Raw genomic sequence first — 13993 nt, 5'->3', positions numbered from 1 at the left:
TTAAGAGTTTTTAATAAGTGGAATTTGTGCTTTAAAATCAAATGCTTTTTCTAAACTTTTGATAACATCAAATGGTTCTACAATAACGGCTTTTCCTTGTGCTATAGTATTTTCATTATCACTACTAGGTGTGCCTCCCCATAAGATTTTCTTTTTAGAAGAAAGCCCAACTTTTCCTTTGACTATATATTCTGCTGTAATACCATCAAATCCTAGTTGGGGAGTATAATATAACCCTTCTTCATTGTATTTCACTTCATGACCAAAAGTTACAGCAGCAGAACCTTTGGCACTCATTTCAAAATAACCTTCAACTTTTACTATTACTAAATTAGCTTCTGCTTTTACCCACATTCCTGCTTTTAATTCTATTTTCAGGGTGTTTTTTATTTCTAACTTAGCTTTATCTTCTTTTTTAACTCTTCCTGCAGTATTAAAATTAAATCCAATATTTGTTTTTATGATATTAGAAATAACTAGATCTATAAAAACATCTGCACTTGCCTTAAATCCAAAATCATCTGTTCCTACATCAACTCCTGTATTCATAATACTTTTCAGTTCTCCATATAACCTCATAGCAGGCTGAGAAGCTGTTCCACCAGTAAAAGCACCGGCCACAGCACCAGTTGCAAGGCATAATAAATCGATAGTCATCTCTAAACCAATGAGTGGCTCTGCATTAAAAGAAATATCTACTTTGGTACCGATTTTGTCATCTACTTTTTGGAGATCCCAAATCCCTTGAATATTAAGATTAGGTGGTTTTATTTCGAATTTTATAGGAACTCCTTTAAAACCAATGTTTCTAATTTGACCACCAGTCTTTTTGGTGATTCCTCGAGACATATCTCCTATGGATGAAAAAAGATTATAAAGTTTTTTGAATTTTGCTTCATATTCTAATTTCAATTCTTCATTTCTATTAAATGCTCCAGAATTATTAGTATCCCATTCTGCTTTTAAACTAAAACCAAAAGAAGCATCTTTTTGTTTCCATCGATTTTCAGCACCTATTTTTCCAGCTTTTTGCTGTAATTCTTTATGTTTAGATGCGGGTTGATCTTTCCAAGTAACTCCTAAAGAATTAGTTAAATTCAAAAAGAATTTTAGCGTCCATTTTATATCCGGATATGCCTTTATTTTTAATGAAGGTTTATTTTTATCTGAAAAATATCTACAACTATGTATATGACCATTATAAATAGCTGCAGAATCACCTCTTCTACTTGCAGCAGCTTCTAGTATATTGTATTTTGGCCATATACATTGTAATGGAGCAGGGTTGTTTTTAGATAATGTAGAGTGTATTGGGAATCGTAATGATTGACCAGAGCCTTCGAATACTTTTGCATCAGGAGACTTTACTAAGGTTTTGTTTTCATGTTTATCATTTTCTCTATAACAGTCACTTACGTCTAGACCAACAACATCCAAAGTAATAAATCTATCACTACTTGGTGCAATAGTTTCAAACACAATCGCGTCTGCATCATGACCAGAAAAAGTAAATGAAATATCTACTCTACGAGCGTCTACATAAACTTTTTCATTTCTTTTTTCATAATCGTCAGGGCTTTGTATATTATATTCTCCTTTACCTACACTATTTATTCTTTTACCATCTAAACCACCTTGTACAAAAAAATCTTTTACAGCATCACTACGTTTTTTGGATAAGTCCAAATTATAATCTTCTTTACCGATTACGCAGGCGTATCCACTCATATGCATCGTTGTACCTTTATGTTCTAAAAGAAATCCAAGGATATTATTTAATACTTTTTGAGCTTGAGGATTAATGCTATAATCATTAAAGTTAAAATGAACAGTTCTATTAATTTTTTCTACGGTACTTCGTATACCAGTTAAATTTTGTCCTTTTTTGAAAACTGTTACCGGTTTTGTTTCCATTTTTCCATCCTTTGGAGTTGGAGCCGTAATGATAATTTCATCAAATTTACAGGGTTCAAAACGTTCTGCATTTACCTCTGGTTTAAAAATCTTAGTAGGAGTAAGGTTTGTTGTTGGTTTTACCTGATTAGAAACCAATTCTTTTTTTACATTTAGATAAACGGCATGTTTATCATCACCTAGATGATCTTTTATATAGGTATTACCTACTTTGGCTTTAATATAAAATTCTTCTATATTTTGGATACGTTTTACTTTTGCCATCCAGGCGGATGTGTTTCCTATTTGTAATAAAACGACCCCATCTTTTACTTTTACATTGGTATATGTGTGTATATAATCATCATCGCCTAACGCTTGATTGTAAATTTCTACAGTTATACTATTACCATTGAGTCCCTCAGTTTCTAACTGAAGATAGACAAGCTCACCATACTTGATAGGTGAACCATTTTTGATATCTGTACCCTTTGGTTGCATTCTCCAGTCACTACTTTTGATAAGAGGTGTACAATGACCTCTTACATACATCCCAGCTCTATTTTTATAATCTCTCTTACCAGATTTACTGGCTTCTACATAAAAATGATAAGGACCACATAATTTTTTGGTAATCTTAAAACTATACACCTTTCCTTTACCTCTCCATATGATAATTTTTCTGTCATTGGTTTGTCTTAACCAAAAAACATCTTCTTTTTTATCTTCTTCTGTGGTATTTGGTAACCATTCATCTACATGAAATTCTACTTCCTGATCGGGTTGTATAGTAACTCTAGTGGTTAAAGACTGCGTTTTTTTGGGATAATATTTCCCTTTAACCATTCGTATTGATTTTACACCTCTAGCCATTATTGTTTTATTTTGTGTTTTCTACTATACCACTATTTTCGGTATTGGTACTGTTATCGATATCATTGGTATTTACCATTGGATTAAGCTGTGCTTGGGTATCCTCGTCGGCATTTTTCATGTTTTGAGAACTGGGTTCTGCAATTTGTCCATGATTTGTGATTTTTACACAGGGAGCCCCTGCAATAGCACAGGTAGCTTTACTATCTTCAAGAATAATGTTTCCTCCATTTTTTAATGTTGCATCTTCGTAAAAGCCTGTCCATTCTGTAATCATTGGCTGACAAGGTTTATAACTACTTCCTGTAGGTTGCAACTTGCATTGTCCAAATGTATTGGCCTGAAAAGGTTGTCCTATTTCTAAGGTCGAAGCAATTAATTTTTGACTTCCATCTTTATCATTGGCATATTCATAACTATGTGAACTTACTTTTAGCATATCTGGCGTAAATCCATGTTGGCACTCACAGGTTGCTCCTTGTACAACAATATGTTTTTCACTCATAATGGTTAGCTTTTATGAAAACAATGATTTCCAAATTGATTTTTTCTTTTTAGTATCATCATTAACTTGATCCTCTATATGTTTTGGATGACGTTTCGTTTGTATATCAGAATCATCTTCTACTTCTGATATTGTAATAGTTCCTGATTTTTTCTGATTCATTTCCAAACTACATGACAGAAACATTGACTGTATTGTATGTTGTGTTGTATTTAAATAATAAATCCCTCTATAGGTTCCCTTTACAGGAGTATGTTTTCTATCAAGAGTATTCGGAAAGTGTGCTCCTTGTTCTAATTCTACTTTATTTCGTAAATCTGTACAAAGACCATCGATCTCTATTTTGATTCTATTATCCTTGGAAAGGATAGTTGCTTTTTTATCGACTGTATATTGTATATTTTTTGTATTTGGTAAAATAGGGTAGTCAATACTATTCTCTAACTCAAATTGATCGTTATAGGTGCAATATATATTATTGAAGAAAGCTTTATAGAACCAATCTTTCTGTAAATATTCAAAAAATAGACTTTGATCTAATATTGTTTGTTCAAAAAGCTGAAAATACTGTTCTGCTATTGGACCACTATAATAGCTTAATTTTTTTTCTTTGTGTTTTTTCCATCTTTTTAAAATGCTATCGTGATTAACAATATCTAATAGAGTAAGGTTTTTGTCTACCTTTATAACTAACGGGTATAACGCCTCCATACATGCGGTTGCAAGTTCGTCTGCTACCAAATTAGGTTCTTGATCATTAATAAATACTTTAGAAACAAGATCAATAGATATATAATTATATGCTAATAGCTCGTTATCAGGATAAAAACGAATATTCAACTTGTATTTGATAGTGTTTTCTTTATTTCCTGACACTATAGTTTTTAGAATAGCATAGGTAATATCCTTTTCAGGATTTTCAAAATTTAACTTTCCGTAAAAAGAATTTTTAAGGGTGTTAGGTTCAGGAATATCTTTGTTTAACCATACCTCTTTACCATTTTGGAGACCATAACCTTCTGGAGGTAGAATTATCGTTGATAAATGATAAGGGATTCTTTTTTCTATTTGCTCATAAATTTCTGCTCGTTCATTGTGATAAGAAACTAATTCTTCTATCTCTAAATTATATGTATTAGCGATAGTCGATAAAGTCTCCTTATTTTTTATTTGATGTGTTCTATATATAGTTTTCAAAATAGCCTGAACAAAAATTTTAGTATACTAAATGATATAATAAAAATGTAAATCGCTGAACAGATTTAGTTATAATACAATGTGTGAAAAATAGGATTACTAACTAAGCTTCTCCGCTATTAATCACTTTTTTGTTACTGCTTAAGTTTATATTTCCATCTGCAGCATCTACTATCAACTCTGTTGCGTTTTTATATAGTTTACCTCCAATAATTGCTTGATATTTTGTTTTTGCAATTACCTTATAGTGTTGTGCTTGTCTTGTAATTGCCATAATTAGAATAATTTACTTTTTTCTGCACTATTAATATTAACTGTTTTAGAACTTTGGATTGTAAGGTTTTCTTCTGCACTAAATAATGATATTTCATTTGCATATTCTTCAGAAATAGAAGATTGTCTACTGAAGTCTTCGTCAATAATATCATTACGATTATCTGCTATTTCTGTCATTTCGCCTGCGGCATTGAGTAGCATATCTTTATTGGCAATAATAGAAACGTTTTCTCCAGCGGTTTCACCAATATTTTCTCCTGCATTGATTGAAATATTTTTTCCTGCAGTGATTTGTATATTTTCTCCTGCATTGATATTAAGATCTTTTAAGGCATTGATACTAATGGTTTCACTAACAGTATCGATTATAAAATGATTTCCTTTTTTGTCTGTAATTGTAATCATTTCACCACCCTCTGTATCATTAAGCTCTACAGTATGACCTGATCTGGAACGTATGGCTTTTATATTATTAGCGTTTGTTTGCCAGCTGTCTGGTCTTGCGGTTCCATGATAAAAAGTACCTAGTATAAAAGGGCGCTCTGCGTTACCACCTTCAAAATTCACTACAACTTCTTCACCAATTTCGGGAATAAAATGAAAACCTTTATCTGATCCAGCATGAGGTGTCATCATACGCAACCAAGGAGTTATTTCTCCCATTGGTTTTTGCCAGGGGAACTGCACTTTTATTCTACTTAATCCATCAGGATCACTATTTTCTACAACGGTAGCAATTTGTATATCACTCTTTGGATATTGATTGAGATCCATTTTTGGATATGCTGTAAAGTTTGCATCTACAGCTTCAAATTCGTTTTTATAAAACCCTCCTTCAGTATTCGTATGAGTGATTTTGATAATTCTATAACTACCATAGCCTTTTATTGTGATAACTTCTCCCAATTTTATCCCGGGATTGTCTGAAGCCCCTTTTGCTATTACTTGTTTCATAGCAATAGATTTTGTGTGTTGCTCGACTTGATTGTCTAGTCTTGATTTTATGGCAGTGTCATTATAAGAATGATGATAAACTTGTGTTTGTTTATTAAATAATTCTTTTGACTTTTTATTTGTAAAACCATGATATCCTTCTGAAGGAACAGAGACTGAAGCACTACTTCTTTGATGCACTTCGTCTGTTAAATAATCATTAGTAAAGTATTCAAAAGAATTTGGAATTGAACTCAATTCTATAGAAAGATTTATTAAATCAACTCCGTATGAAAGTTCTGTTTCTTCTGTACCGGGGTTTCCAAAAACAAGTTTTTTTCCATCATAATAGAACCATTCATTATGATAAGCAGCTAAACGTCTGGCAAAATTAAAAGCACTTTGATTATGCTGTACCGTATAATGAATAGTATCTGTAGACACAGGAGAAAAACTCGTTTCTAATTTACCTTGATCATACCCTTGAAAAGCAGCGTCTAAAATTTCTGATAGTCCAACATCTACAAAAGATGCATAATGTGAACCATCATCAGACAAAATAGAGGTGCTTTTGGCAAATAAAGAAACAAGATCACCTTTATCTTGATGAAAACCTCTAGTGCCTTGCACTTTGGTTATAACACCTTTAAATTCTAATTCTTTATATTTTCCAAAAGTAGAGGCAACATTTATTTTTACAGTAATAATACCCCCAAGATATTCTTTACTATCTCCAATCAATTCATTAGAAAGGCTTTCTACCACATCAGTACGACATACTAACTCTAAGTCATGATGTTCTTGTATTTCTTGATGAAGTTTTAAGCTAACATAAGATTTAATAGGTGTGCCGGAGATAAAAATTTGAGTAGTAGTCTGTAGTGCCATATATAAATAGTTTATTTTGGTTCTTTATGATTTAGAGTATTAGTTTGGTTGCTTGTTACTTATTAAATAACAATTGGGTATCTAACAAATATACTCTTATTTGCAATACAGTACTAGTATATATCTTGTTGATTGATAAAGTTTTACTAATTTTTTCGACATAATAGTGCTTTTTGTCGATGTAATACAGTGTTTAACTTTTTTTTAAACCATTAATTTCTTAAATTTTTCTTTTTCTTAACAATTTATTGTTATAGTGTCAACAGAAACAACTATTTAGCTTTTGTGTTTTTATCACAATTGCTTGTTTTTCTACTAAAATGTTTTTAAGTCTTGTTATGAAATATTTTGAAGTAAAAAATATCCTAATATTTTCTTTCGAGTACTTTTGGATGTAGAAAGAACAAATTATTAGTTATTCCTTTGTTCATAAAATATAAGAGAGTAGATATTAAAATACTACATACCTTCTTTCATTTTAATCAAACTGGAGAATACAAGAAGATAAATCTCAAAATTAAGGCGCTATGAGTAACATAAAAAGTTATGGATTCTGTAAAACTCTTGATAGTTAGGCTTTTATGGTAATTCATGCGGAATAGATTTCTGTATCAATACATGGTATTTGTATTTGCAGAAGAGCTGGGGATTTGTTGGATAGCGTCCCAGTGCTCTATAATCTTGCCATTATTATCGAATCTAAAAAAATCCATTGTGATATATTCATCATTATCAGGCCAGACTTGATGCGTATGTAAAGCAACTAAATCACCTTGAGCAATACATCTTACAAAATCAATAGATTTATCAGGGTACTCATTTTGCATACGTTCAAAATATTCGATGAAACCGTCTTTACCATCTTTTACATCAGGGTTGTGTTGAATATATTCTTTACCCACATACTTTTCTACAGCTTGTTTTGGATCACCTTCATATGCCATTTTGTAGAATGAAATTGCATTTTTCTTATTTTTTTCAAGCATTTTACTATTCTTTTAAAAAAGTGTATTAATTGATACTATCAAAATGACTATTGGTTTTATCTTTTTTAGCTAAAAAATTATTCAAACAAATCAGAACTTAAATATCGGTCTCCACGATCACAAATAATAGCAACAATTACACCTTTATCTAATGTCTCGGCAAGCTTTAAGGCAGCGGTTACAGAACCTCCGCTACTCATACCAGAAAATACACCTTCTTCTTTGGCTAGTCTTTTTGCCATAGCTGTTGCTTCTTCCTGACTAACTTCTATTACCTGATCTACTTTTTGTGGGTTAAATATTTTTGGTAAATATTCTTTTGGCCATTTTCTAATTCCTGGTATTCTAGATTCGTCTGTAGGTTGTACGCCAACTATTTGTACATCTGTAGATTGTTCTTTTAAGTATGTAGAAGTACCCATAATGGTTCCTGTTGTGCCCATAGAAGAGACAAAATGAGTCACAGTCCCTTTGGTATCTCTCCAAATTTCTGGACCGGTAGTTTTGTAATGAGCTTTCCAATTGTCATCATTAGCAAACTGATTAAGCATTACAAACCCTTCATTTTTTACCTTAGCTTCTGCATAATCTCTAGCACCTTCTATACCAACATCTGAAGAGGTTAGGGTTACTTTGGCTCCGTATGCTCTCATGGTTTGTACCCGTTCTTTGGTAGAATTCTCGGGCATTACTAATTCGATATTTAATTTAAAAATACCGGCGATCATTGCCAATGCAATACCAGTATTTCCACTTGTAGCTTCTATAAGTTGAGTATTCTGATCAATATCACCTCGATCTAGAGCAGATTTGATCATATTATATGCAGCACGATCTTTTACACTACCACCAGGGTTGTGTCCTTCTAGTTTAAAATATAATGTGATATTAGGGTTTTTGAGTAATGTAGATGATTTTATAATAGGAGTGTTTCCTATCAGGTCTAAGATGCTATGTGACATTAAACTACTTTTTTAATCTTGATTTCTGCTGTGTTTGAAATGATTGAATTTTCTGGAACAGAGGATGTAATCCAAGTATTCCCGCCAATAGTGCTATTTGCTCCAATTACTGTACTTCCTCCTAGGATTGTTGCATTGGCATAAATAGTAACATTATCCTCTACAGTGGGATGACGTTTTACGTTACGTAGTTTTCTATCTACATATAATCCTCCCAAAGTAACGCCTTGATATATTTTTACATTATTTTTAATAATTGCAGTTTCTCCGATAACGATACCCGTTGCATGATCGATAAAGAATGAATCTCCTATTTCTGCAGCAGGATTGATATCTGTTCCTGTTAACCTATGTGAATATTCTGTCATTAATCTTGGTACAAGTGGTAATCCGAACTTTAGCAATTCATGACTAAGTCTATAAATAGCAATGGCATAAAATCCAGGATAAGCAAGATATACTTCTTCAATAGAGTTGGCTGCAGGATCACTTTTCATAAAAGCTTCTGCATCCCGATTTAGTTTTTCTAAAATTTCGGGTAATGCTTCTAAATAAGATTCCCACAGTTTATAACAAGGTTTTTCAGTCTCCCAACAAGCAAGATCAATTAATTCTTCAAATGTTTTTTCTAAAAGGTCAATATTTTTCTCTACTTCGGTATCAGTATCAAATAAAGTATAGAACAGAAGGTTAGTAAAATATTCTGTTCTCTCTTTTAGTTTTAATTTCAGATTCGGATTCTTTTTTTGCTCTTCTATTTGAGCAATAATCTGATTTCTTTTTGTCGTCATTGCTTTGGATTTGAAAACTAAAGTAAATATATCAAATAGGGGATATAAAAGTCTTATAAAAACCTAAAAACTTACATTTTTTAAGTATTGATAAGTATTGATCTCTATAATTCAGATTATTCTTTTATTTTTAGAAAATATCAATCATCGAATTGATTGTTGTTTCACAAAAATATTAGAATTAAAAATTGGCTATATGAGCACTATATCAAAAGGAGTCTTTGATTTTTTGAAAGATTTAAAGAAGAATAATCACAGAGACTGGATGACAGATAACAAAAAAATATATCAAAAAAATGAAAAAGAGTTGAAAGCATTCTATTCGAATATTGTAGAACGTTTAAATGAAAAGGATGAGATCGAAAAAACAAAAGTGTTTAGAATCAATAGAGATGTTCGATTTAGTAAGGACAAAACTCCATATAATGTACATCGAAGTGCAAGTTTTAGCAGAGCAGGAGCGCATCGAAGAGGCGGGTATTATTTACGACTAGAACCCGGGAACTCTTTGATGGGAGGAGGTTTTTTCTCTCCAGAATCTCCTGATTTGTTACGAATACGAAAAGAGTTTGAAATGGATGACGAAGAAATAAGGGAGATCCTTGCATATCCGGATTTTAAAAAGGCTTTTGGAGGATTTAATACAGAATATCAAGTAAAAACGGCTCCAAAAGGATTTAGTAAAGACCATCCGGCAATAGATTTAATCAAAAATAAATCATTTTTTGTGACATATAGTTATACCGATAAAGAAGTTTTTGCAGATGATTTTTTGGATAAAGTAGTATATCATTATGAACTGCTTCGACCATTTTTTGATTATATGAGTGATGTACTTACAACAGATCTCAATGGAGTATCATTAATTGATTAAAAGTAAATAATGATACCATATGATTTTATCTTAGAGAGGTTGTATCCCTTAGAGTTAAGGCATAAAAAAATGTTTGGGATTGATGCCTTTTACTATAAAGAAAAGATTGTTTTTTGTCTTCGCGAAAAAGAGAGTAATAACGATGATAATGGAGTTTGGATAGCTACTAAAATAGATTTTCATGAATCGTTAAAAGAACAAATCAAAGATTTGAGGATGATTAAAATGTATCCTATAAAATCGTGGATATTATTACCAGCAGATTCTGATTATTTTGAAGAAGGAGTAGAGACTATCGCAACATTAATAAAACAAAATAGCCCTTATGTAGGTGTGATCCCGAAACCGAAGAAAAAAAAGAAAAAGAATACGACAAAATAAAAACCACATAAGAGAAGCGTTTAACATTTTCTTTTTCGCCTTATGTGGTTTTACAAACAAAAGTGACTTGTTTGGTGTTATATCTGGCTTAATCCACCATCAACTTCTAATTCTATACCATTAATGTATGATGCATCTTCCGAAGCCAAGAATAGTGCTGATTTTGCAATTTCTTCTGAAGTACCAAATCTACCTAGGGGAACTTGTTGTGCAAAACCTTTGCCCATTTCTTCTACAGTTTCTTTTGGTAATCCCATTTTGTCATAAATAGGTGTTGCAATTGGCCCCGGAGCAATAGAGTTTACTCGTATCCCTCTTGATTTTACCTCTGCGGTAAGAACTTTTTGATACGCTCTTAGTGCACCTTTGGTGGCAGAATAGACACCCAACCCTTCAAAACCTTTTTGATGAACTATAGAGTTTGTAAATAAAACTGTTCCTCCATCATTTAAATGGGGTAGTGCTTCTTTTGTTGCCAAAATCGGTCCTTTAACATTAGTATCGAACAAAGTATTGTAGTGCTCTTCTGTTATTTCTTCTGCGGGCGAAACAGGAGCAATTCCTGCATTAAGAAATAACACATCTATTTTTCCATATTTTTCTACTGCTTCTTTTATTAATTTTTGATTATCTTCTAATTTAGATACATCTGCTTTGATGGTAATAAAATCACCTTCAAGTTCTTTAGAAACTTCATCTAGTGCCTCTTGTCGTCTGCCAGAGAGTACAACTTTTGCTCCTTCTTTAAGATATAATTTTGCAGTTGCCAATCCTATTCCACTATTGGCTCCGGTAATTACTGCTACTTTGTTTTCTAATTTTTTCATTGTATTTGTTTTTATATGAATTTATTTGAAACGATCATTTCAATTTTGATTAAAAAAAATTAGTATAGTACTTTTAATATCGTACTTACTAGGTGTTGTAGATCTTCTTCGTTTTTATTTAAAATACCTGTCATTCTTAACCCTTGTATAGAAGAGAAAAGATATAATGCATATTGATAAGCAGTTTGGTCTTGATTAAAGATTTTTTCCATTTGCCCCTTACTTACAATATCTTCTAAGGAAGCAATCATTTTGTCTTGATTTTTTTCTGTAAAAGATTTGATGGATGGCTCTTGATTTGCCATTTCTGATTTACAATTTACAATCATACAACCTTTTCTGTCGTCATCATTTATAATCTCTTCCACATGAAGGTTGAAAATAGTTTCTATCGATTCTTTTGCATTGTACGACTTTACAAGTTCTTTGCTAAAATTATGATCAAGATTAGTTTGATAATAAGATAGGACTTTTAAGAACATTGTTAACTTACTGCCAAAGGAATTATAAATGCTTGATCTATTTAATGAAGTAGCATCTACTAAATCCTGCATTGATGTACCATTATATCCTTTTTTATGGAATATAAGAGCTGCATTTTGCAGTACTTCGTTTCTATTAAATGTTTCTGACTTCGGCATTTTAAATGAAATGAACGTTTCAAATTTAATTAATTAAATGTAACTAATTGTTATAGAAAACATAATTTTTCTATTTCTCAGTTAGTTTGCGTTTCATCAAAATATCGGTCTGGATATCTGTCCCTAACTTGAATTGATGTTTATCGAAAGGAATAAAACCATTTTTTTGATAGAATTGTATAGCTTTAGGATTTTTTTGCCATACACCAAGCCAAATAAAGTCTACATTTTTATTTTTTGCTATTTTTATTGTTTCTTGTATTAGCTGATGTCCGATTTTTTTACCTTGAAACTCTTTTAAAACATATATACGTTCTATTTCGAGAGTATTGCCTTTTACATCTTCTGTTTGCGCATCAAGGATATTAAGTTTTAAATACCCAACAATACTGTTTTTATATTTAGCAAAATAAAAGAATGAATTTTTATTGTTGAATTCTTTAGTAATTTGATCTAGAGTAAACTTTTTATTTAAATACTCATTGATATTTTTTTCTGTGTTTACAGGTGGTCCAAATGCATCATAAAATGTTTGCCTGCCTATTTCTAATAGTGTTTTATTTTCACTTACCAGAACTTTCACTAATTGTATGGATACTACTTCAGACATTGTACTTAATCATAAGTTTAATTAAAAATGTAATTTCATTCCTTCGTGAGAGGCGATAAAACCAAGTTTTTCATAGAATTGAATAGCCTTGGGTCTGTTTTTATCACTTGTGAGTTGTAAAACATGAGCTTTTCGTTTTTTGGCTCTTGCAATAGCCCATTCAAACATTTGTTTACCGATTCCTTGATCTCTTACATCTTTTCTTATTCGTACCGCTTCAATTTGAGCTCTCAATCCACCCTGATAAGTAAGATATTGTATAAAACTGAGCTGTAATGTGCCAATGATCTCTTTGTGATCATTTTCTACTACAATAAGTTCTTGGTTATGATCAGAATTAATGGCAAAAAAGGCTTTGTAGTATGATTCAGGAAGAGGGTGGGTGTACTGTTCTCTTATTTTGCCAAGAGGATCATCTGCAATCATTTTTACAATATAGGGGACGTCTTCTATAACAGCTTTTCTAAATACCATACTATTTTATATATCTATAAACTTACCAATTTTGATTTATAGATAGTATGTAAAAGCAATAAAAATATTATAATTCTTAAAGACTTAAATGATTTTTTTTATCACTCTGAGTTTATGAGTATGAGTGCGTTTTTCTGAATTATAGATTCCTGTATGGTCGATTCTATCTATCCTTACTTTTCCGTGTGCATGAATGATATAATTATCTTTCATCATAATGCCTACGTGTGTAATCATTCCTTCTTCGTTATCAAAAAAAGCTAAGTCCCCCGGTTCACTTTCTTCAATAAAACTTAATGGATCTCCCATTGTAGCTTGTTGAGAAGCATCTCTAAGCAGGGGATATCCATTAAGTTTGTATACCATTTGAGTAAAACCACTACAATCTATTCCAAAATTGGTTTTACCACCCCATAAATAAGGGGCATTCAGAAATAGAAATGCGGTGTCTACTATTTTTTGTTTTAATTGTTTTTCATCAATCCTTGCACCTTCAAAATGGTGTTCAAAAAAATCAAGCGCAACTAAAGAAGAGCCCAATACAACTGGCATCAATTGATTGTCTTTGGTACTGATAAATTCGACCATATCACCGACAAGCGACATAGGTTTATTAATAAAATCTGTATATTCTTCTTTTGTAATTGTTAAGTACTGTTTATTATCTATCCAGCCTTCGTAATTATCATAAGCCAGACGAATTTTACTCCATTTTTTACGTTTTTCAAGAATTTTGAAAAGGTCGCCATATAATACTTGAGAAACCATTTCACTCATATCTTTTGGCTCAAAACGCAAGGGAACAATACTTAAGTTGCAAATACCGTATTGCATGAATTTTTATGAATACTTAAATTAATGATTGATTATAAATTGGGTACA

Annotated in this window: 15 protein-coding genes; 2 read left to right on the top strand and 13 right to left on the bottom strand. The window is 31.6% G+C overall.

Annotated elements, in window-relative coordinates; genetic code table 11:
• The 8 genes from FHK87_RS02355 to epsC all read right to left on the bottom strand — a co-directional run bounded on the left by FHK87_RS02355 (window position 1) and on the right by epsC (window position 9304).
• Window positions 1–2766, bottom strand: a complete 2766-nt coding sequence (locus tag FHK87_RS02355; protein ID WP_140589311.1) for an OmpA family protein — start codon at window positions 2764–2766, stop codon at window positions 1–3.
• Between the two features lie 7 nt (window positions 2767–2773).
• On the bottom strand, window positions 2774–3271 hold the full coding sequence (locus FHK87_RS02350; RefSeq protein WP_140589308.1) for a DUF4280 domain-containing protein: 498 nt from the start codon (window positions 3269–3271) through the stop codon (window positions 2774–2776).
• Between the two features lie 12 nt (window positions 3272–3283).
• Window positions 3284–4468: a hypothetical protein gene (locus FHK87_RS02345; RefSeq protein ID WP_140589306.1), complete on the bottom strand. Its 1185-nt coding sequence runs from the start codon at window positions 4466–4468 to the stop codon at window positions 3284–3286.
• 103 nt (window positions 4469–4571) lie between these two features.
• On the bottom strand, window positions 4572–4742 hold the full coding sequence (locus FHK87_RS26005) for a hypothetical protein (protein ID WP_226294014.1): 171 nt from the start codon (window positions 4740–4742) through the stop codon (window positions 4572–4574).
• Between the two features lie 2 nt (window positions 4743–4744).
• The gene (locus FHK87_RS02340) at window positions 4745–6565 is read right to left on the bottom strand and encodes a type VI secretion system Vgr family protein (RefSeq protein ID WP_140589304.1); all 1821 of its coding nucleotides are present in this window, start codon (window positions 6563–6565) and stop codon (window positions 4745–4747) included.
• 611 nt (window positions 6566–7176) lie between these two features.
• On the bottom strand, window positions 7177–7551 hold the full coding sequence (locus FHK87_RS02335; RefSeq protein ID WP_140589302.1) for a nuclear transport factor 2 family protein: 375 nt from the start codon (window positions 7549–7551) through the stop codon (window positions 7177–7179).
• A gap of 77 nt (window positions 7552–7628) precedes the next feature.
• Window positions 7629–8513, bottom strand: a complete 885-nt coding sequence (gene cysM / locus FHK87_RS02330) for a cysteine synthase CysM (protein WP_140589299.1) — start codon at window positions 8511–8513, stop codon at window positions 7629–7631.
• Window positions 8513–9304: a serine O-acetyltransferase EpsC gene (gene epsC / locus FHK87_RS02325; RefSeq protein WP_140589297.1), complete on the bottom strand. Its 792-nt coding sequence runs from the start codon at window positions 9302–9304 to the stop codon at window positions 8513–8515. The genes cysM and epsC overlap by 1 nt, the downstream gene beginning before the upstream one ends.
• A gap of 196 nt (window positions 9305–9500) precedes the next feature.
• On the opposite strand from epsC, the gene FHK87_RS02320 reads away from it, so the two are divergent.
• Together FHK87_RS02320 and FHK87_RS02315 are read left to right on the top strand one after the other, a co-directional pair.
• Window positions 9501–10178 carry a DUF2461 domain-containing protein gene (locus tag FHK87_RS02320; protein WP_140589295.1) on the top strand — a complete coding sequence of 226 codons (678 nt, stop codon included), beginning with the start codon at window positions 9501–9503 and terminating at the stop codon, window positions 10176–10178.
• 9 nt (window positions 10179–10187) lie between these two features.
• Complete coding sequence (locus FHK87_RS02315) at window positions 10188–10559, top strand: hypothetical protein (RefSeq protein ID WP_140589293.1); 372 nt, start codon at window positions 10188–10190, stop codon at window positions 10557–10559.
• A gap of 77 nt (window positions 10560–10636) precedes the next feature.
• Here FHK87_RS02315 and FHK87_RS02310 read toward each other — a convergent pair whose 3' ends face one another.
• The 5 genes from FHK87_RS02310 to FHK87_RS02290 form a co-directional block, all read right to left on the bottom strand.
• A complete protein-coding gene (locus tag FHK87_RS02310; protein ID WP_140589291.1) occupies window positions 10637–11386 on the bottom strand; it encodes an SDR family NAD(P)-dependent oxidoreductase in 750 nt (249 codons plus the stop codon).
• 59 nt (window positions 11387–11445) lie between these two features.
• Window positions 11446–12027 (bottom strand): TetR/AcrR family transcriptional regulator, encoded by a 582-nt coding sequence (locus FHK87_RS02305; RefSeq protein WP_140589289.1) that lies wholly within the window; start codon window positions 12025–12027, stop codon window positions 11446–11448.
• Window positions 12028–12097: 70 nt separating this feature from the next.
• Complete coding sequence (locus FHK87_RS02300) at window positions 12098–12637, bottom strand: GNAT family N-acetyltransferase (protein ID WP_140589286.1); 540 nt, start codon at window positions 12635–12637, stop codon at window positions 12098–12100.
• Between the two features lie 21 nt (window positions 12638–12658).
• The gene (locus FHK87_RS02295) at window positions 12659–13111 is read right to left on the bottom strand and encodes a GNAT family N-acetyltransferase (protein ID WP_140589284.1); all 453 of its coding nucleotides are present in this window, start codon (window positions 13109–13111) and stop codon (window positions 12659–12661) included.
• An 84-nt stretch (window positions 13112–13195) separates the two neighbouring features.
• Entirely contained in the window at window positions 13196–13945 is a 750-nt protein-coding gene (locus FHK87_RS02290) for a C40 family peptidase (protein ID WP_140589282.1), read from the bottom strand.
• Window positions 13946–13993 lie beyond the last annotated feature (48 nt).

This window comes from Aquimarina algicola (assembly GCF_006443095.1).
Taxonomy (GTDB): Bacteria; Bacteroidota; Bacteroidia; order Flavobacteriales; family Flavobacteriaceae; genus Aquimarina; species Aquimarina algicola.
This window is presented reverse-complemented; position numbering and strand designations above follow the sequence as displayed.

Excerpts from the sequence above, each read along its gene's own strand:
- FHK87_RS02355 (WP_140589311.1), bottom strand. The coding sequence starts at position 2,766 with ATGGCTAGAGGTGTAAAATCAATACGAATGGTTAAAGGGAAATATTAT.
- FHK87_RS02350 (WP_140589308.1), bottom strand. The coding sequence starts at position 3,271 with ATGAGTGAAAAACATATTGTTGTACAAGGAGCAACCTGTGAGTGCCAA.
- FHK87_RS26005 (WP_226294014.1), bottom strand. The coding sequence starts at position 4,742 with ATGGCAATTACAAGACAAGCACAACACTATAAGGTAATTGCAAAAACA.
- FHK87_RS02340 (WP_140589304.1), bottom strand. The coding sequence starts at position 6,565 with ATGGCACTACAGACTACTACTCAAATTTTTATCTCCGGCACACCTATT.
- FHK87_RS02335 (WP_140589302.1), bottom strand. The coding sequence starts at position 7,551 with ATGCTTGAAAAAAATAAGAAAAATGCAATTTCATTCTACAAAATGGCA.
- cysM (WP_140589299.1), bottom strand. The coding sequence starts at position 8,513 with ATGTCACATAGCATCTTAGACCTGATAGGAAACACTCCTATTATAAAA.
- epsC (WP_140589297.1), bottom strand. The coding sequence starts at position 9,304 with ATGACGACAAAAAGAAATCAGATTATTGCTCAAATAGAAGAGCAAAAA.
- FHK87_RS02320 (WP_140589295.1), top strand. The coding sequence starts at position 9,501 with ATGAGCACTATATCAAAAGGAGTCTTTGATTTTTTGAAAGATTTAAAG.
- FHK87_RS02315 (WP_140589293.1), top strand. The coding sequence starts at position 10,188 with ATGATACCATATGATTTTATCTTAGAGAGGTTGTATCCCTTAGAGTTA.
- FHK87_RS02310 (WP_140589291.1), bottom strand. The coding sequence starts at position 11,386 with ATGAAAAAATTAGAAAACAAAGTAGCAGTAATTACCGGAGCCAATAGT.
- FHK87_RS02305 (WP_140589289.1), bottom strand. The coding sequence starts at position 12,027 with ATGCCGAAGTCAGAAACATTTAATAGAAACGAAGTACTGCAAAATGCA.
- FHK87_RS02300 (WP_140589286.1), bottom strand. The coding sequence starts at position 12,637 with ATGTCTGAAGTAGTATCCATACAATTAGTGAAAGTTCTGGTAAGTGAA.
- FHK87_RS02295 (WP_140589284.1), bottom strand. The coding sequence starts at position 13,111 with ATGGTATTTAGAAAAGCTGTTATAGAAGACGTCCCCTATATTGTAAAA.
- FHK87_RS02290 (WP_140589282.1), bottom strand. The coding sequence starts at position 13,945 with ATGCAATACGGTATTTGCAACTTAAGTATTGTTCCCTTGCGTTTTGAG.